Source organism: Paraburkholderia sp., assembly GCF_047605525.1.
Taxonomy (GTDB): domain Bacteria; phylum Pseudomonadota; class Gammaproteobacteria; order Burkholderiales; family Burkholderiaceae; genus Paraburkholderia.
In genome coordinates this window covers 17,727-33,742 of the sequence record NZ_JASGFN010000043.1, presented here as the reverse complement: position 1 = coordinate 33,742, position 16,016 = coordinate 17,727, and the positions used below count along the sequence as shown (strand labels likewise).

Sequence of the window (16,016 nt, the reverse complement as noted above, 5' to 3'; positions counted from 1 at the left end):
CACGATCGCGACCAACATGGCCGGCCGCGGCACCGACATCGTGCTGGGCGGCAACGCGGAAAAGCAGGCGTCGTTCATCGAGCAGGACGAACTGCTGGCCGACGACGAAAAACAGCGCCGCATCCAGAAGCTGCATGACGAATGGCAGGCGCTGCACGACCAGGTGAAGGCCGCGGGCGGTCTGCATATCATCGGCACCGAGCGTCACGAGTCGCGCCGGATCGACAACCAGTTGCGCGGCCGTGCCGGCCGTCAGGGTGATCCGGGTTCGTCGCGCTTCTATCTGTCGCTGGAAGATCCGCTGCTTCGCATTTTCGCGGGTGACCGCGTGCGCGCGATCATGGACCGCCTGAAGATGCCGGAAGGCGAGGCGATCGAAGCGGGCATCGTGTCGCGCTCGATCGAATCGGCGCAACGCAAAGTCGAGGCGCGCAACTTCGATATTCGTAAGCAATTGCTCGAATACGACGATGTGTCGAACGATCAGCGCAAGGTGATCTATCAGCAGCGCAACGAATTGCTCGAAGCGAACGACATCACCGAGACCATCACCGCGATGCGTCATGGTGTGATCTCCGACATCGTGCATCAGTTCGTGCCGGCGGGCAGCATCGAGGAGCAGTGGGACGTGCCCGAGCTCGAGGAAGTGCTGCGCAACGAGTGGCAGCTCGACCTCGCGATCCAGGAAATGATCAACGAGTCGAACTCGATCAACGCCGAAGAGATTCTCGAAGCGGTCGAGGCCGCCGCGGACGAAGCGTACGAGGCGAAGGTTCAACTGGTTGGCCGCGAATCGTTCAGCGCGTTCGAACGCTCGATCATGCTGCAGACGCTCGACCGCGCATGGCGCGAACATCTGGCCGCGCTCGATCATCTGCGTCAGGGCATCCATCTGCGCGGCTATGCACAGAAGAACCCGAAGCAGGAATACAAGCGCGAGGCGTTCGAATTGTTCGCCGCGATGCTCGACGCGGTGAAGCTCGAAGTCACGCGCATCGTGATGAACGTGCAGATCCAGTCACCGGAGCAGCTCGAAGCAGCCGCGGAGCAAATGGAAGAACAGGGTGGTCATCTCGAGAACGTCGAGTTCCGCCATGCCGAGTTCGCGGAAGCCGGCGCCGCGGCGCCCGTCGCAGCCGAAGCGGCCACCGCCGCGATGATCGGCGACGCGATGAGCCACGGCCACGGCGCGGTGCCGCAAGCGGTGCACGTGAATACCGATAACGTGCCGAAGGTCGGCCGTAACGACCCGTGCCCGTGCGGCAGCGGCAAGAAGTACAAGCAGTGCCACGGCAAGATCGCGTAATGCCGATGCGGCGCGCTCCGGGGCGCGCCGCATTGTTTTGCGTGCCGCCTGGCCGTTGATTTCGCGGATGACCCGGCAACACCCCCGGGTCATCGGTTCCGTTTTCCCGATGCCGGCATCCGCCGGCATTTTCTTCGACAGGTCGCGACCATGGCTGTCAACTTTCCCTCGATCGATCCCGCTCAACTCCATCCCGTCGCCGGCGTCAAGCTCGGCTGGGCGGAGGCGAATATCCGCAAGCCGAACCGCAAGGACGTGCTCGTCATTTCCGTCGACGAAGGCGCGACGGTGGGCGGCGTGTTTACGCAGAACCGTTTTTGCGCGGCGCCCGTTACGGTCTGCCGCGAGAACCTGCGGCGGGTGCGCGCGGGCGGCAAGCCGATTCGCGCGCTGGTGATCAACACCGGCAACGCGAACGCGGGCACCGGCGAGCCGGGCCTCGCGCATGCGCGCGAAACCTGCGCGGAGCTCGCCCGTCTCGCCGACATCGCGCCCGAGCAGGTGCTGCCGTTCTCGACGGGCGTGATTCTCGAGCCGCTGCCGGTCGATCGTCTGAAGGCCGGCTTGCCGGCCGCGCTCGCCAACCGCAAGGAAGCGAACTGGTACGACGCCGCGCAGGCGATCATGACCACCGACACACTGCCGAAGGCCGCGTCGCGCCAGGTCACGATCGACGCTCACACGGTCACGCTGACAGGCATCAGCAAGGGCGCCGGCATGATCAAGCCGAACATGGCGACCATGCTCGGCTTCCTCGCATTCGACGCGGCCGTCGCGCAGCCGGTGCTCGACGAACTGGTCAAGCACGTCGCGGACCGCTCGTTCAACTGCATCACGATCGATGGCGATACGTCGACCAACGATTCGTTCATCCTGATCGCCTCGGGCAAATCGAGCCTGCCGGCGATTACGTCCACCGACTCGCCCGCTTATGCGGCGCTGCGCGACGCGGTGACGGAAGTTGCCCAGAGCCTCGCGCAACTGATCGTGCGCGACGGCGAAGGCGCGACCAAATTCATGACCGTGCGCGTCGAAGGCGGCTCGAGCGTCGGCGAATGCCGCCAGATCGCGTATGCGATCGGCCATTCGCCGCTCGTGAAGACGGCTTTTTACGCATCGGATCCGAACCTCGGCCGCATTCTCGCGGCCATCGGCTATGCTGGCGTGGACGATCTCGACGTCGGCAAGATCGATCTGTACCTGGACGACGTGCTGGTCGCCACCGCCGGCGGCCGCAATCCGGCCTACCGCGAAGAAGACGGTCAGCGCGTCATGAAAAAGAGCGAGATCGGCATTCGCGTCGTACTCGGCCGCGGCAACGCGCAAGCCACGATCTGGACTTGCGATCTGTCGCACGACTACGTGAGTATCAACGCCGACTATCGCTCGTAAATCCGCTTCGCCGACCCGGTGCGCGGTATGGTCGCAACCGGGTTCGTGATCGGGCTATTGCAAGCATCTGGCGGCTTTGGCCGCCCATTTCACCGCCATGGACAAACTCGAACAGTTTCTGACCCGGGCCGAAGCCGTGCTCGGCCGCCTGGAAGCGATGCTTCCGCCCGTCGCGCCGGAAATCGACTGGTCGGCCGCGGTCGCTTTTCGCTGGCGCACGCGCCAGGGTCGCGGCTACCTGCAGCCGGTGCCCGCGATTTCGTCGATCACACTCGACGACCTGCAGAACATCGATCGCCAGAAAGGGCTGATCGAACAGAATACGCGCCAGTTCGTGCGCAAGCAGCCGGCCAACAACGTGCTGCTGACGGGCGCGCGCGGCACCGGCAAATCGTCGCTGATCAAGGCGTGCCTGAACGCATACGCGCAAGACGGCTTGCGGCTGATCGAAGTGGACAAGGGCGATCTGCACGATCTCGGCGACATCGTCGATCTGATCGCGAAACGCCCGGAGCGCTTTATCGTGTTCTGCGACGACCTGTCGTTCGAAGAGGGCGAGTCGGGCTACAAGGCGCTGAAGGTCGCGCTCGACGGCTCGGTCGCCGCCCAGTCGGACAACGTGCTCATCTACGCAACGTCGAACCGCCGCCATCTGATGCCCGAGTACATGAGCGACAACGAGACGTATAAGCACACGTCGGACGGCGAGATTCATCCGGGCGAGCTGGTCGAGGAAAAGATTTCCCTGTCCGAGCGTTTCGGGCTGTGGGTCAGCTTCTACCCGTTCAAACAGGATGACTATCTGACGATCATCGCGCACTGGCTGCGCCACTTCGGTTGCAACGACGCCGAAGTCGAGGCGGCGCGAGGCGATGCGCTGGTGTGGGCACTCGAACGCGGATCGCGCTCGGGACGGGTTGCGTGGCAGTTCGCGCGCGACTGGTCCGGCCGCAAGACATCGGCATGAGCGAGGCGAGCAAAAATGCCGGCAAAAGCGAAGCCGGCCGTCCGGTCACCGAGGTGGCGGTTGGCGTGCTGGTGCAGCCGGACGGGCGCTATCTGCTCGCGCAGCGTCCGGCGGGCAAGCCGTACGAAGGCTATTGGGAGTTCCCGGGCGGCAAGCTGGAGCCGGGTGAGTCGGTCGAGGCCGCGCTGGCGCGTGAGCTGCACGAGGAACTCGGGATCGAGGTCGAGGAGAGTCATCTGTGGCATACGCTCGAACACGATTACCCGCATGCGTATGTGCGGCTTTTTTTCTGCAAGGTGACGCAGTGGTCGGGCGAGCCGCACGGCCGTGAGGGCCAGGCTTTCGTGTGGCAGAGCCTGCCTGCCGAGGTCTCGCCGCTGCTGCCGGCGACGATTCCAGTGCTGGAATGGCTCGCGGCCGAGAAGAAATGATCGGGGGAGTGATAGCGGCGCACACGTGAAAGCAGGCGCTGCATTTGCAGCGTCGGCCCGCGTGGCCTCGTTGGATGGCCTTGGTGGCCAAGGCCTCTCAGAGGCCTTTTTCGTTTTGGCCCTGATGCGGCCTTCCAGGCAACGAGCCCCGCTCAATGCGGGTTGTAATCGCCGCGAGGCGCTTCTTCTTCATCCGACGAAGCCCCTTCCTGTTCATTGCCGCCAATCCGGTATTTCTCGGCGGCCCATGCGCCCAGATCGATCTGTTTGCAGCGCTCGGAGCAGAAAGGACGGAAGCGGCTCTCAGGGGTCCAGCGGACATCTTTACCGCAAGTAGGACATTTGACGACGGTAGGCATACGGTCGGACAGTCAATCGTAAAACGGAACAGATAACGAATATAGGGCTATTTCGCGCCGCTTCAAAGGCGCGTTCCCTGAAAGCCTGACTGGGCTGTCGAATGCGGCGGCGGCCTACAGGCGGCTACAGACTGCAGAGCGTGAGCTGGAACGGCACGTCGACGTCGACCGCGCGCGGCCGCAGATCGCCGTCCTGCACCGTGAAGCGCACCCACAGCATGTACTTGTTGGCGCTTGCCTCGGGGATCACACGCAATTCAGGTGCCACGCGAACCTGCATCAATTGATATGAGCGGCCCGACAGCATCTGCTGATAGCTGCCTTGCATCGCCATGACCTTCGATGCCTGGCCGGATTCGCGCGCGAGCCGCAGCACGATCGTGGCCGCGTCGCGCAGCGGCAGCAGCGGCATCACCCATTTGGCGATGTCCTGACGGCGTTGGTCGGGATGTAGTTGTTGCCACGCGTAGTACGACGGCAGATCGAATTTGCAGGTGCCGCCGGGGATGATCGCGCGGCTGCGAATGCTTGCGAGCCATTCGTTGTCTGCAAGATGCTGGCCGGTTTTGCCCTGCATCTGCGCGAGCCCCGCGAGGGTTTGTTCGATTTCGCCGAGCACGGCCTCCAGAGCGTTCTGCTCGATGCCGGGGTTGCCGCGAAACGGCGCGAGCGTTTGCCGCTGCCGCTCAAGCTCTTTCATCAGATCCGACTTCAGATCCGCGCGGCCCGCAACTTCGGAAATTTCGAACAACGTTGTCAGTGCGACGTGATGTTCCCTGGCGTCTTCCTGAGTCAGAAAGAACGTGAAGCGCTCGAACAGATCTTCGAGGCGCAACAGCGTCCGGATTCGCTCATTGAAGGGGTACTCGTAAAGGATCAAGCGGGCTCGCCTCGGGCGTGGTCGGTGACAGGAATGCAAAACATTCTAATGCCGTGGGACTACCCAAGCAATCACGCACTTTTTCAGCGCGCTTTCGCAACTTTTTTCGTGAGTTCACGATGTTCTGAGCGGTTCGGCTCCCGTGTGCGCGCAAAGTTCAATGTGTCGGCGAGGGCTCGCGCGAGGCTGGGTTTGCGATTCGTGCGTACTTCGTGCGGAGGTCCGTGGGGCGGGCCTCGGTCTGGACCGGTCTATGCGTCGAGGTGTGTGGACCGGCTGTCCGACGCTCCGTGCGCACGAGCCCCGTCACCCGTTCGCGAGCGACAGATATGCGCGATGCAGCGCGTCCACTTGCGCCTCGAGGGCTTCGAGCGGCGCGTTGTCGTTGTCGATCACGTCGTCGGCCGCCGCGAGGCGCGCTTCGCGCGTAGCCTGGCGCGCGATGATCGCAAGCACCTGGTCGCGGCTGAAGCCGTTGCGGCTCATCACGCGCGCGATCTGGGTCTCGACGCTGCAATCGACGGTGAGCACGCGATTCGCGCGGCTCTTCCAATTGCCGGACTCCACCAGCAACGGCACCACGACAATCACGTAAGGCCCCTGTGCTTCACGCTGCTCGCGCTCGGTTTCCGCGCGAATCAGCGGATGCGTGATGCCTTCGAGACGCTTGCGCGCGCCCTCGTCGCCGAAGACGAGTGTGCGCATGCGCGCGCGATCGAGCGAGCCGTCGGCGGCCACGAACTCGTCGCCGAATTCCGCGGCGATGTGCGGCATCGCGATGCCGCGCGGCGCGGTGATGCGATGGGCGATCAGGTCCGTGTCGACGAGCGGCACGCCGCGCGCGGCAAACAGATTGGCCACCGTCGATTTGCCGCTGCCGATGCCGCCGGTCAGTCCCACGACGAACATGCTTCAGCCTCCTAGAGCCAGATAGAGCGGTGTGCCGACAAACAGCGTGAGCGCACCGCCCGCGGCGAGAAACGGCCCGAACGGCAGCGGCTCCTCGAAGCGCATGCGGCCGCCCCACGTGGCCGCGAGGCCCACCACCGCGCCGGCCACCGCCGCGATCAGCACGATTTGCGGCAGCGCGGCCCAGCCGAGCCAGGCGCCGAGTGCCGCGAGCAGCTTGAAATCGCCGTAGCCCATGCCCTCGACGCCGCGCACGAGCCGGAACACCCAATGCACGGCCCACAGCGCCAGATAACCGAAGATCGCGCCGAGCACCGCATCGTGCAGATTCGTGAACAGGCCGTTGAAGTTGACGATGAGGCCGGCCCACAGGAGCGGCAGCGTCAGCGAATCGGGTAGCAGATGGGTGTCGATGTCGATCGCGCTCATTGCGAGCAGCGCGGCGCACAGGCCGAACGCGGCGAGCGCCATCAGCGTCGGGCCGAACACGGCCAGTGCGCCTGCCGCGAACGCGGCGCTCGCAATTTCGAGCAGCGGATAGCGCAGACTCACGTGCGTGCCGCAAGCGGAGCAGCGTCCGCGCAGCAGGACGTAGCTCAGCACCGGCAGGTTCTCCCACGCGCTCAGAACGTGGCCGCAATGCGGGCATGCGCTGCGCGGTACGCACAGGTTGTAGCGCGCCGGCAGTCCGTCTTCCGGCTGCGGTTCGTCGGTGGTTTCGCTGATTTCCGCGCGCCACGCACGCTCCAGCATGATCGGCAGCCGATGCACGACGACGTTCAGGAAGCTGCCGATCACGAGACCGAACACGACCGCGAACGCGATCCGCACCCCGGCGGGCAGGCTGGCGAACGCGAGGCCCAGACCGCTTGCGAGGCGGCCCGGCAGTAAGCCCGCGAGCAGGCTGGAAGAAGTTTCTGGCACGAGCGGAAGAGGAACCTGCATGGAGTTGAAATGGATTCGGCTGCGATGCTACACCACGTTGCCGAGTTGAATAATGGGAAGATACATCGCAATCACGAGGCCGCCGACGAGCGTGCCGAGCACGACGATCACGAGCGGTTCGCACAGGCTCGACAGCGTGCCGATTTTCTCGTCGACCTGACGGTCCGCAAGCGATGCGACGTCGAGCAGCATGGTGTCGAGCGCGCCGGATTCCTCGGCGACCGCAACCGGCTGCACGACATCGGCGGGAAAGCAGTGCGCCGCGTGCATCGCCGCGGCGAGCCGTTCGCCGCGCCGCAGCCTCACGGCGATGTCCGCGGTCGCGCGATCGAAGAAGGCATTGCCGGTCGCATGCGTCAGCGAGTCGAACGCATCGGCGAGCGGCGTGCCGGCCGACAGCAGCGTGCCGAGCGCGCGGCTCCAGCGCGCCGCGCACAGCGTGAGCAGCAGCGGACCGGCCACCGGTAGCTTCAGCGATAGACGCGCGCAGCGGATGCGCGCCGCTTCCGAGCGCCGCAGAAGCAGCATCAGGGCTGAGGTCAACGCGAATATCAGCGCGAATACCGGCACGCTCCAGCGCGCCGCGCCGGCCGACAACGCCAGCACGAACTGCGTCGGCGCGGGCAGCTTCGCGCCGAAGCCATCGAAGATCTGCTTGAAGGTCGGCACGACCCACACCAGCAGCGCGGCGGTAATCGCGATCGCCAGCAGCAGGATCGCGACCGGATAGGTCAGGGCCGCGCGCACCTTGGCACGCTGCGCGGCGGCCCGCTCGCGGTCTTCGGCGAGACGGGCGAGCACGGTGGTCAGCGCGCCCGCGGCCTCGCCGACCTCGACGAGCTGGCAGTACAGCGCATTGAACTGCGCCGGGTGCCGCTGCAATGCCGTCGAAAAACGCAGGCCGGCGGTGATGTCGCGCGCGACGGTGCCGACGATGCGCGGCATGCCTTGCCGTCGGCCCGACGCCGGCGCCTGCGCGAGCAGTTCGAGGGCGGGCGCGAGCGGCAGACCGGCACGCAGCAGACTTGCGAGCTGCCGCGTGAACAGCGTGACGTCCGCCGCGCGGGCCTTCGCGCGCGGCGCCGGTCCTTGCGTCGAGAGTTCGACGATGAACAGGTTCTCGCGTTTGAGCATCGTGCGAGCGGCGCCGGCGTTTGGCGCGATCAGCGTGCCGCTTTGGCGAGTGCCGTCGGCGTCGATGCCGCGCCATCTGAAGCGCAGGTCGACCGCGACGGGCGGTGGGAGCGTGGCGGTGCTCATGCGACTTCGGTAGCGGCGAGCGCTTCGGCGAGACTGGTCGTGCCGTCGCGCACGCGCGCCAGCGCGGCGTCGCGCAACGTCGCCACCCGTTCGATCTGCGCGAGCCTGGCCAGCTCGTGAACGCCCGCGCTGGTGACGATCAGTTCGCGCATCGCGTCGGAGACCGGCATCACCTGATGGATGCCGATGCGCCCCCGATAGCCGATGCCGTGGCAAGTCGCGCAGCCGGTCGCCGTATAGGGCTGCCAGCCGTCAAGCTGATGCTCGCCAAAGCCCGCGGCCCTGAGCGCCGCCGCCGAATGCGGCGCAGGCGCGCGGCACGCGACGCAAAGCCGCCGCACGAGCCGTTGCGCCGTCACCATGCGCAGCGCGGCCGCGAGGTTGTATGGTTCGACACCGATATCGATGAGCCGCGCGATTGCCGCGGGCGCGTCGTTCGTATGCAGCGTGGATAGCACGAGGTGACCGGTTTGCGCTGCCTTTACGGCGACGTCGGCGGTTTCGTTATCGCGGATTTCGCCGACCATGATGATGTCCGGGTCCTGCCGCAGAAACGCGCGCAGTGCGACCGCGAACGTGAGCCCAGCTTTCTCGCGCACGCTGACCTGATTGATGCCGGCCAGCTGGATTTCCGCAGGGTCTTCCACCGAGCAGAGATTGCGCGCCTCGCCGTTCAGCAGATTCAGAAAGCAGTACAGCGACAGCGTCTTGCCGCTGCCGGTCGGGCCGGTGACGAGCACGAGGCCGTGCGGGGCGCGGATCGCGGCGTCGACGGCTTCGCGCTGCCGCGGATCGAGGCCGAGCGAGTCGAGCGAAAGATCGGCGGGCAGCGCGTCGAGCCGGCGCAGCACGAGCTTTTCGCCGAACAGCGTTGGCAACGAGTTGACGCGATAGTCCTCGAGCTTGCCCGGCGACGTCGCAATGCGCAGCCGGCCGTCCTGCGGCACGCGCCGCTCGGCGATGTCCATGCGCGCGAGCACCTTCACGCGCGTCACGAACGCGTCGCGCAGATGCGCGGGCGGCCGCGGCATTTCATGTAGCACGCCGTCGATCCGCAAACGCATGCGCCAGCCGTGCTCCGCCGGTTCGATGTGAATATCCGACGCGTTGCGCCGCGTCGCTTCCTGCAGCGTATCGGTCAACAGACGCACGGCGGGCGCGTTGTCGGCATCGGTGTGACTGGCCGCGCAGTTTTCGCCATCGAAGATGAGGGGGCGCGGCGATGCCCCAGCGGAAGAAAAAGATGCTTGCATGAGAGACCGGTGATGAGCCGCCTGTTGAACGTGACGGCTTCATCTTCCGGCAGTGCGCGCGAGGGCGCCATTCAGCCATTCGGCTAATGGCGCGCGCCGCGGCGATGTGCGATGCTGAGCGCGAGTCAGTGGCGGTGAGTGCCTGACCGCGCGGATTTCAGCCCGGTCTTGCCTTGCCGCCCTTCGTGCGCGATGGCGGCTTGAACAGCTTGACGGTGCGGATCGCCTGATCGTCGCTGCGCATTACTTCGAGCCTGGTGTCGCCGATTTGCACGCAGACGTCGCCGTCGGGGATGTCTTCCAGGATTTCGAGAATCAGGCCGTTGAGGGTCTTTGGGCCGTCGGTGGGCAGTGTGAGTTGCAGCCAGCGGTTCAGCTCGCGCAGCGGCATGCTGCCCGCGACGATGCATTCGCCCGCCTCGTTCCAGCCGCCGCGCGAACTGGCGCTGCGCGGAATCGACGTCGTGAATTCGCCGATCAGCTCTTCGATGATGTCTTCCGGCGTGACGAGACCTTCCAGCTCGCCGTACTCGTTGACGACGAGCGCGGTGCGCTGCCGGCTTTCCTGGAAATATTGCAGTTGCTGGAAGACCGGCGTGCCGGTCGGCACGAAATACGGCTCGGTCAGCAGTTCGCGCAAGGTGTCGCGCTCCAGCTCCTGGTTGTGCAGGGCCGCGAGCGTCTTGCGCACGTGCAGCACACCGAGCACCCGGTCGATATCGCCCTGGTAGACGATCAGCTTGTTGTGATAACAGGTTTCCAGTTGGTGCAGGATCTGCTCGAACGGTGCGTCGAAGTCGAGCGCCTCGATACGGCGGCGCGGGATCATCACGTCTTCGACGGAAATGTTTTCGAGATCGAACAGGTTCAGCAGGATGCTGCGGTGCTTGGTCGGCATGAAGCTGCCTGACTCGAGCACGATGGTGCGCAGTTCTTCGGTGGACAGCCGCTGCTCGCGCGCGCCTTTCGTATTGATGTGCAGCACGCGCAGGATGCCGTTGGCGAACAGATTGACGAACCAGATCAGCGGTTTCGCGGCGCGCATCAGCGGACCGATCAGCAGGCTCGCCGGCAGCGCGATTTTCTCGGGGAACGTCGCACCGACGATCTTCGGTGTGATTTCCGCGAATACGATGATCAGGAACGCGACGATGCCGGTCGCGATCGACAGCACGAGGCTGTTACGGCCGAACGTGTGCAGCGCGATCGAGGTGGTGAGCACCGGAATGATCGTGTTGAACAGATTGTTGCCGATCAGGATGACGCTCAGCAACTGATCGGTGTGTGCGAGCAGGCCTTGGGTGGTTTTCGCGCCGAACGCGTTCCGGCTGGCGAGATATTTCAGGCGATGGCGGTTGAGGGCCATCATCGCTGTCTCGGAAATGGAAAAGAAGGAGGAGCAGATGAGCAGCAGAAAGACGGCGCCGATCTGCGCCCATAAGGGAAGTTGTTCCACGCGTCGTGAAAAATGAGGGAAAGGATGGAGAGAATATAGCAGAGGGGTTGGCGCGTACCGCACGCGTGGCGGACGGCGGCGAAACGAATGACGTGCTGGGGCGGTAGGCCGCGCGGCAATGAAAAATCGCCGCGGAAACAAAAAAACCGCCGAGCGTCGCTGCGGCGGTTTTTCGAACCTTGAGCTAACAAGGGAAATCTGGTCGGGGTGAGAGGATTCGAACCTCCGGCCTCTACGTCCCGAACGTAGCGCTCTACCAGGCTAAGCTACACCCCGATCTGGTGCTGCTGACTCGATTCAGACTAATCCGGCGTTTCAGTCTCATTCAAGACTGTCTCGCCGTCGAGTAAGAACATAATTCTAGCAGGCTCTCTTTAAAAATGGAACGAGGAAACGAAGAAATTGCGGCGGCGGCGGCCTGAGCTTCCTGTTTCGCGCATTCGAGCGTGTGATCGAGCGCGCCCGAACGCGTGATCGCGTCGAAAATCGTGTCGAAACGATCGGTGCCGCCCTGCTCGATTGCTTCGCGCGCGAGCGCCGACTGCTCCGGCGTGCCGCGTTCGATCAGATAGATGAGCGGCAGCGTTGGCTTGCCTTCGCGCAGATCGTCGCCGGCGTTCTTGCCCATCGATTCGGCCGTGCCCGTGTAATCGAGCCAGTCGTCCATGATCTGGAACGCGGTGCCGATGCGGCGGCCATATTCCGCGGCGGCGGCTTCGGTTTTCGCATCCGCGCCAGCCAGTACAGCGCCGAGCTGGGCGGCTGCTTCGAACAGCTTGGCGGTCTTGTAGCGGATCACCTGCATATAGCGGGCTTCGTCGACGTCCGCGTCGTGCATGTTCAGCAATTGCAGCACTTCGCCCTCGGAGATGATGTTGGTCGCCTCCGAAAGAATCTCCATCACGCGCATCTTGCCCACGCCGACCATCATCTGGAACGAGCGCGAGTAAAGGAAATCGCCGACCAGCACGCTCGCGGCGTTGCCGAAGAGCGCATTGGCGGTCTGGCGGCCGCGCCGCAGGTCGGATTCGTCGACCACGTCGTCATGCAGCAGCGTGGCCGTGTGGATGAATTCGACGACCGCGGCCAGCTCGTGCCGATGCCCCGTCGTGTCGCCCAGAGCGCCGGCCACCAGCAGCAACAGCGCGGGCCGCAGCCGTTTGCCGCCGGCACTGATGATGTACTCGGAAATCTGGTTGATCAGCATCACGTCGGACGCAAGACGTTGCCTGATGACGCGATTGACCTGCTGCATGTCTTCGGCGATCGGAGCAAGCAGGCTGGCGACGTTGGGGGAGGGGGTGGCGGTCGACGACATGATGGCTGAATTGGGTAGTGCCGCGAATTATAAGGCGATCAGGGCGTTTCCGGGTCGTCGGCTGCGGCGCGGTTGCGTTCGGAGCGGCCGCGGGACTACGCGCCGGGGCCCAGTGTGGAGCGATGGGATCTGCGCGCGGCGGCGCGCAAGGGGCGTAAAAAAGGCAGCGAAGCGGGGGTGAAAAGCGGGTGAGGAAGCCGGTTTTGACCGAGCAGCTAACTCTATGTATAATTGAGAGTTTCCGCGCGCGGTGCGTGGGAAAAATGAATACAGAGTGAGGTTCTCAATGTACGCGGTCATAAAAACCGGTGGCAAGCAGTATAAAGTTGCCGTCGGCGAAAAACTTAAAGTAGAACAGATACCGGCAGACATTGACGCTGAAATCACGCTCGACCAGGTTCTCGCAGTGGGCGAAGGCGAATCGATTAAATTCGGTACGCCGCTGGTCAGTGGGGCTTCCGTCAAGGCTACCGTCGTGTCGCAAGGTCGTCACGCGAAAGTGACCATCTTCAAGATGCGTCGCCGGAAGCACTACCAGAAGCATGGCGGCCACCGCCAGAACTATACCGAACTGCGCATCGACGCGATCAACGCGTAAGCGCACCGGTTAAGGAGCAAATCAAATGGCACACAAAAAGGCAGGCGGATCGTCACGTAACGGCCGCGACTCCGAATCGAAGCGCCTCGGCGTGAAGGTTTTCGGCGGCCAGGCTATCAACGCCGGCGGCATCATCGTGCGTCAGCGCGGCACGCGCATGCACGCTGGCGAAAACGTCGGCATGGGCAAGGATCACACCCTGTTCGCGCTGAAAGACGGCCACGTCCAGTTCTCGACGAAGGGCGCTGCGAAGAAGCACACCGTTTCCGTCGTCCCGGCCGCCTGAGCTTAATCAGGCACGGGCTTCAGGACCGGAAAAAGGCCCCGCGAAGTTTGCGGGGCCTTTTTTATTGCGGCGACTTCTTTGCCGCTGCGCTTCAGCGGTGAAGCCGGGCGCTCGTCACCTCACTGGTGGCTATGCCGTTCGGTCGATTGATCGACGCGCGATGCGCGCGGCAAAATAGCAGAATCCAGGTGCAGTACCCCTGCGACACAATCAGGCAGCCCATACGGCACGGAGTTACTCATGAAGTTCATTGACGAAGCGAGGATTGAAGTCATCGCCGGCGACGGAGGGGATGGCAGCGCGTCGATGCGCCGCGAGAAATTCGTTCCATTTGGCGGTCCGGATGGCGGTGACGGCGGCCGCGGCGGCAGCGTGATCGCGGTTGCGGATCGCAACATCAACACGCTGATCGACTACCGGTATGCGAAAAAGCATCAGGCGCGCAACGGCGAAAACGGCCGCGGTTCGGACTGCTACGGCAAGGGCGGCGACGACATCACGCTGCGCATGCCAGTCGGTACCACGATCACGGACATGGAGACCGGCGAGCTGATCGCCGATCTGACCGAGCACAATCAGAGCGTGCAAATCGCGCAGGGCGGCGCAGGGGGGCTTGGCAACCTGCATTTCAAGTCGAGCACGAACCGCGCGCCGCGTCAGAAAACAGACGGCAAGCCGGGAGAGCGCCGCATGGTGCGTCTCGAGCTGAAGGTGCTGGCCGACGTCGGTCTGCTTGGCATGCCGAACGCGGGCAAGTCGACGTTTATCTCGTCGGTATCGAACGCGAAGCCGAAAATCGCCGATTACCCGTTCACGACGCTCGCGCCGAATCTCGGCGTGGTGCGCGTCGGGCCGAGCCGCAGCTTCGTGATCGCCGACATTCCCGGGCTGATCGAAGGCGCGGCCGAAGGCGCTGGCCTCGGTCATCAGTTTCTGCGCCACCTGCAGCGCACTGGCTTGCTGCTGCACATCGTCGACATTGCGCCGTTCGACGAGTCGATCGATCCTGTCGCGGAAGCGAAGGCGATCGTCAACGAGCTGCGCAAGTACGACGAACAGCTCTATCAGAAGCCGCGCTGGCTCGTGCTGAACAAGCTCGACATGGTGCCCGAAGACGAGCGCGAAGCGCGCGTCGCGGCTTTTCTCGAAGGCTTCGGCTGGGACGGCCCGGTGTTCGAAATCTCGGCGCTGACTGGTCAGGGTTGTGAAAACCTTTGCTACGCGGTGTTCGACTATCTTGCCAAGCACTCCGACGCGCAGCGCGCGGCTGAAGCCGAAGATCTCGCTTCCGATGTGCGTTTTCGCGAAGGGCCGGAGTTATCGGCCGCGGCAGGTGAATCGAACAACGGGCCGCAGGAATAAAACTCGAGCGCCGGCGCCAACGGCGGGCTGCCGGCATGCATCACGCGTCATCTTGGGAGACAGCGCACAATGCGTTCCGTCATCGCAGATTCACGGCGATTGGTAGTGAAAGTCGGCTCGAGCCTCGTCACGAACGACGGGCGCGGCCTCGATCATGCGGCGATCGGCCGCTGGGCCGCGCAGATTGCCGCACTGCGCGCGCAGAGCAAGGAAGTGGTGCTGGTCAGTTCGGGCGCGATCGCCGAGGGCATGCAGCGCCTCGGCTGGACGAAGCGTCCGCGCGAAATCGACGAGCTGCAGGCAGCCGCGGCAGTCGGCCAGATGGGGCTCGCGCAGGTGTACGAAAGCCGCTTCGCCGAACATTCTATCCAGACCGCGCAGATTCTCCTCACGCACGCTGACCTCGCCGACCGCGAGCGCTATCTGAACGCGCGCTCCACGTTGCTCACGTTGCTGCGCCTTGGCGTCGTGCCGATCATCAACGAAAACGACACGGTCGTGACCGACGAGATCAAGTTCGGCGATAACGACACGCTCGGCGCGCTGGTTGCCAATCTGATCGAAGGTGACGCGCTCGTCATTCTCACGGATCAGCAGGGCCTCTTTACCGCCGATCCGCGCAAGGATCCTACAGCGACGCTCGTCCAGCAGGCCGACGCCGGTGCGCCGGATCTCGAGGCGATGGCCGGCGGCGCGGGCTCGAGCCTCGGCCGCGGCGGCATGCTTACCAAGATCCTCGCCGCCAAGCGAGCGGCCCATAGCGGCGCCAATACGGTGATCGCGAGTGGGCGCGAAACAGATGTGCTGTTGCGGCTCGCATCGGGCGAGGCAATCGGCACGCAGTTAATCGCTCGTACCGCGCGCATGGCGGCGCGCAAGCAATGGATGGCGGATCACTTGCAGGTGCGCGGGCACGTCGTGATCGACGATGGCGCGGTCGAGAAGTTGACCGCCGGCGGCAAGAGCCTGCTACCTATCGGCATCGTCGGCGTGCAGGGCGTGTTTGCGCGCGGCGAGGTGATCGCTTGCCTGAGCCCGTCGGGGCGTGAGGTGGCGCGCGGTTTGACGAACTACAGCAGCGCGGAAACCAGGCTGATCCAGCGGCGCCCGAGCGGCGAGATCGAATCGGTACTCGGCTACATGCTCGAGCCGGAGCTGATCCATCGCGACAATCTCGTGCTGCTTTGATTTCGTAGAGCCCATTGCAAGCACAAAAAAGCCGTTCCAGCGCAGGCTGGAACGGCTTTTTCACGTCCGGGAGACTTACTCGATCGCGTTACTCAGGCGCGGCGGT

Annotated in this window: 16 protein-coding genes, 1 tRNA gene and 1 pseudogene; 8 read left to right on the top strand and 10 right to left on the bottom strand. The window is 64.3% G+C overall.

Translation table 11 applies throughout. The annotated features are described in order from the left end of the window. The coding region (locus QM685_RS35275; RefSeq protein ID WP_415123889.1) for an SEC-C metal-binding domain-containing protein at positions 1-1,306 on the top strand (1,306 nt) is incomplete at its 5' end. Here QM685_RS35275 and QM685_RS35270 read toward each other — a convergent pair. Then, positions 1,281-1,388 (bottom strand): annotated as a pseudogene (locus QM685_RS35270) (hypothetical protein); the annotation flags it as partial. The gene QM685_RS35275 and the pseudogene QM685_RS35270 overlap by 26 nt on opposite strands. 68 nt (positions 1,389-1,456) lie before the next feature. On the opposite strand from QM685_RS35270, the gene argJ reads away from it, so the two are divergent. From argJ to QM685_RS35255, 3 genes are all read left to right on the top strand, one after another. Continuing rightward, complete coding sequence (gene argJ / locus QM685_RS35265) at positions 1,457-2,698, top strand: bifunctional glutamate N-acetyltransferase/amino-acid acetyltransferase ArgJ (protein ID WP_415123887.1); 1,242 nt, start codon at positions 1,457-1,459, stop codon at positions 2,696-2,698. Positions 2,699-2,795: 97 nt separating this feature from the next. Then, positions 2,796-3,665, top strand: coding sequence for an ATP-binding protein (locus QM685_RS35260; RefSeq protein WP_415123885.1), 870 nt, complete (start codon positions 2,796-2,798; stop codon positions 3,663-3,665). Further along, entirely contained in the window at positions 3,662-4,096 is a 435-nt protein-coding gene (locus QM685_RS35255; protein WP_415123883.1) for an NUDIX domain-containing protein, read from the top strand. The genes QM685_RS35260 and QM685_RS35255 overlap by 4 nt, the downstream gene beginning before the upstream one ends. A 152-nt stretch (positions 4,097-4,248) precedes the next feature. Here QM685_RS35255 and yacG read toward each other — a convergent pair whose 3' ends face one another. The 9 genes from yacG to QM685_RS35210 form a co-directional block, all read right to left on the bottom strand. Beyond that, positions 4,249-4,455 carry a DNA gyrase inhibitor YacG gene (gene yacG, locus QM685_RS35250; RefSeq protein ID WP_415123881.1) on the bottom strand — a complete coding sequence of 69 codons (207 nt, stop codon included), beginning with the start codon at positions 4,453-4,455 and terminating at the stop codon, positions 4,249-4,251. Positions 4,456-4,579: 124 nt separating this feature from the next. Next, a complete protein-coding gene (zapD, locus tag QM685_RS35245) occupies positions 4,580-5,335 on the bottom strand; it encodes a cell division protein ZapD (protein ID WP_415123879.1) in 756 nt (251 codons plus the stop codon). A gap of 306 nt (positions 5,336-5,641) precedes the next feature. Beyond that, positions 5,642-6,244 (bottom strand): dephospho-CoA kinase, encoded by a 603-nt coding sequence (coaE, locus tag QM685_RS35240; RefSeq protein WP_415123877.1) that lies wholly within the window; start codon positions 6,242-6,244, stop codon positions 5,642-5,644. A 3-nt stretch (positions 6,245-6,247) separates the two neighbouring features. Continuing rightward, positions 6,248-7,189 carry a prepilin peptidase gene (locus QM685_RS35235; RefSeq protein WP_415123875.1) on the bottom strand — a complete coding sequence of 314 codons (942 nt, stop codon included), beginning with the start codon at positions 7,187-7,189 and terminating at the stop codon, positions 6,248-6,250. A gap of 27 nt (positions 7,190-7,216) precedes the next feature. Beyond that, a complete protein-coding gene (locus QM685_RS35230; protein ID WP_415123873.1) occupies positions 7,217-8,449 on the bottom strand; it encodes a type II secretion system F family protein in 1,233 nt (410 codons plus the stop codon). Further along, positions 8,446-9,702: a GspE/PulE family protein gene (locus QM685_RS35225; RefSeq protein ID WP_415123871.1), complete on the bottom strand. Its 1,257-nt coding sequence runs from the start codon at positions 9,700-9,702 to the stop codon at positions 8,446-8,448. Before QM685_RS35225 ends, QM685_RS35230 begins: the two co-directional genes overlap by 4 nt. A 157-nt stretch (positions 9,703-9,859) precedes the next feature. After that, positions 9,860-11,071: an HlyC/CorC family transporter gene (locus QM685_RS35220; protein WP_415123869.1), complete on the bottom strand. Its 1,212-nt coding sequence runs from the start codon at positions 11,069-11,071 to the stop codon at positions 9,860-9,862. A 286-nt stretch (positions 11,072-11,357) separates the two neighbouring features. After that, positions 11,358-11,434 (bottom strand) — tRNA-Pro (locus QM685_RS35215). A 49-nt stretch (positions 11,435-11,483) separates the two neighbouring features. After that, entirely contained in the window at positions 11,484-12,476 is a 993-nt protein-coding gene (locus tag QM685_RS35210; protein WP_415123867.1) for a polyprenyl synthetase family protein, read from the bottom strand. A gap of 286 nt (positions 12,477-12,762) precedes the next feature. Here QM685_RS35210 and rplU point away from each other — a divergent pair, with 286 nt between their 5' ends. From rplU to proB, 4 genes are all read left to right on the top strand, one after another. Continuing rightward, on the top strand, positions 12,763-13,074 hold the full coding sequence (rplU, locus tag QM685_RS35205; RefSeq protein ID WP_007180329.1) for a 50S ribosomal protein L21: 312 nt from the start codon (positions 12,763-12,765) through the stop codon (positions 13,072-13,074). 25 nt (positions 13,075-13,099) lie between these two features. Further along, a complete protein-coding gene (gene rpmA, locus QM685_RS35200; RefSeq protein WP_018421868.1) occupies positions 13,100-13,360 on the top strand; it encodes a 50S ribosomal protein L27 in 261 nt (86 codons plus the stop codon). A 240-nt stretch (positions 13,361-13,600) separates the two neighbouring features. After that, the gene (cgtA, locus tag QM685_RS35195) at positions 13,601-14,722 is read left to right on the top strand and encodes an Obg family GTPase CgtA (protein WP_415123865.1); all 1,122 of its coding nucleotides are present in this window, start codon (positions 13,601-13,603) and stop codon (positions 14,720-14,722) included. Between the two features lie 69 nt (positions 14,723-14,791). Next, entirely contained in the window at positions 14,792-15,910 is a 1,119-nt protein-coding gene (proB, locus tag QM685_RS35190) for a glutamate 5-kinase (RefSeq protein WP_415123864.1), read from the top strand. Positions 15,911-16,016: the final 106 nt, after the last annotated feature.

Excerpts from the sequence above, each read along its gene's own strand:
- QM685_RS35225 (WP_415123871.1), bottom strand. The coding sequence starts at position 9,702 with ATGCAAGCATCTTTTTCTTCCGCTGGGGCATCGCCGCGCCCCCTCATC.
- rpmA (WP_018421868.1), top strand. The coding sequence starts at position 13,100 with ATGGCACACAAAAAGGCAGGCGGATCGTCACGTAACGGCCGCGACTCC.
- QM685_RS35220 (WP_415123869.1), bottom strand. The coding sequence starts at position 11,071 with ATGATGGCCCTCAACCGCCATCGCCTGAAATATCTCGCCAGCCGGAAC.
- QM685_RS35235 (WP_415123875.1), bottom strand. The coding sequence starts at position 7,189 with ATGCAGGTTCCTCTTCCGCTCGTGCCAGAAACTTCTTCCAGCCTGCTC.
- rplU (WP_007180329.1), top strand. The coding sequence starts at position 12,763 with ATGTACGCGGTCATAAAAACCGGTGGCAAGCAGTATAAAGTTGCCGTC.
- yacG (WP_415123881.1), bottom strand. The coding sequence starts at position 4,455 with ATGCCTACCGTCGTCAAATGTCCTACTTGCGGTAAAGATGTCCGCTGG.
- QM685_RS35255 (WP_415123883.1), top strand. The coding sequence starts at position 3,662 with ATGAGCGAGGCGAGCAAAAATGCCGGCAAAAGCGAAGCCGGCCGTCCG.
- QM685_RS35210 (WP_415123867.1), bottom strand. The coding sequence starts at position 12,476 with ATGTCGTCGACCGCCACCCCCTCCCCCAACGTCGCCAGCCTGCTTGCT.
- QM685_RS35230 (WP_415123873.1), bottom strand. The coding sequence starts at position 8,449 with ATGAGCACCGCCACGCTCCCACCGCCCGTCGCGGTCGACCTGCGCTTC.
- cgtA (WP_415123865.1), top strand. The coding sequence starts at position 13,601 with ATGAAGTTCATTGACGAAGCGAGGATTGAAGTCATCGCCGGCGACGGA.
- coaE (WP_415123877.1), bottom strand. The coding sequence starts at position 6,244 with ATGTTCGTCGTGGGACTGACCGGCGGCATCGGCAGCGGCAAATCGACG.
- argJ (WP_415123887.1), top strand. The coding sequence starts at position 1,457 with ATGGCTGTCAACTTTCCCTCGATCGATCCCGCTCAACTCCATCCCGTC.
- proB (WP_415123864.1), top strand. The coding sequence starts at position 14,792 with ATGCGTTCCGTCATCGCAGATTCACGGCGATTGGTAGTGAAAGTCGGC.
- QM685_RS35260 (WP_415123885.1), top strand. The coding sequence starts at position 2,796 with ATGGACAAACTCGAACAGTTTCTGACCCGGGCCGAAGCCGTGCTCGGC.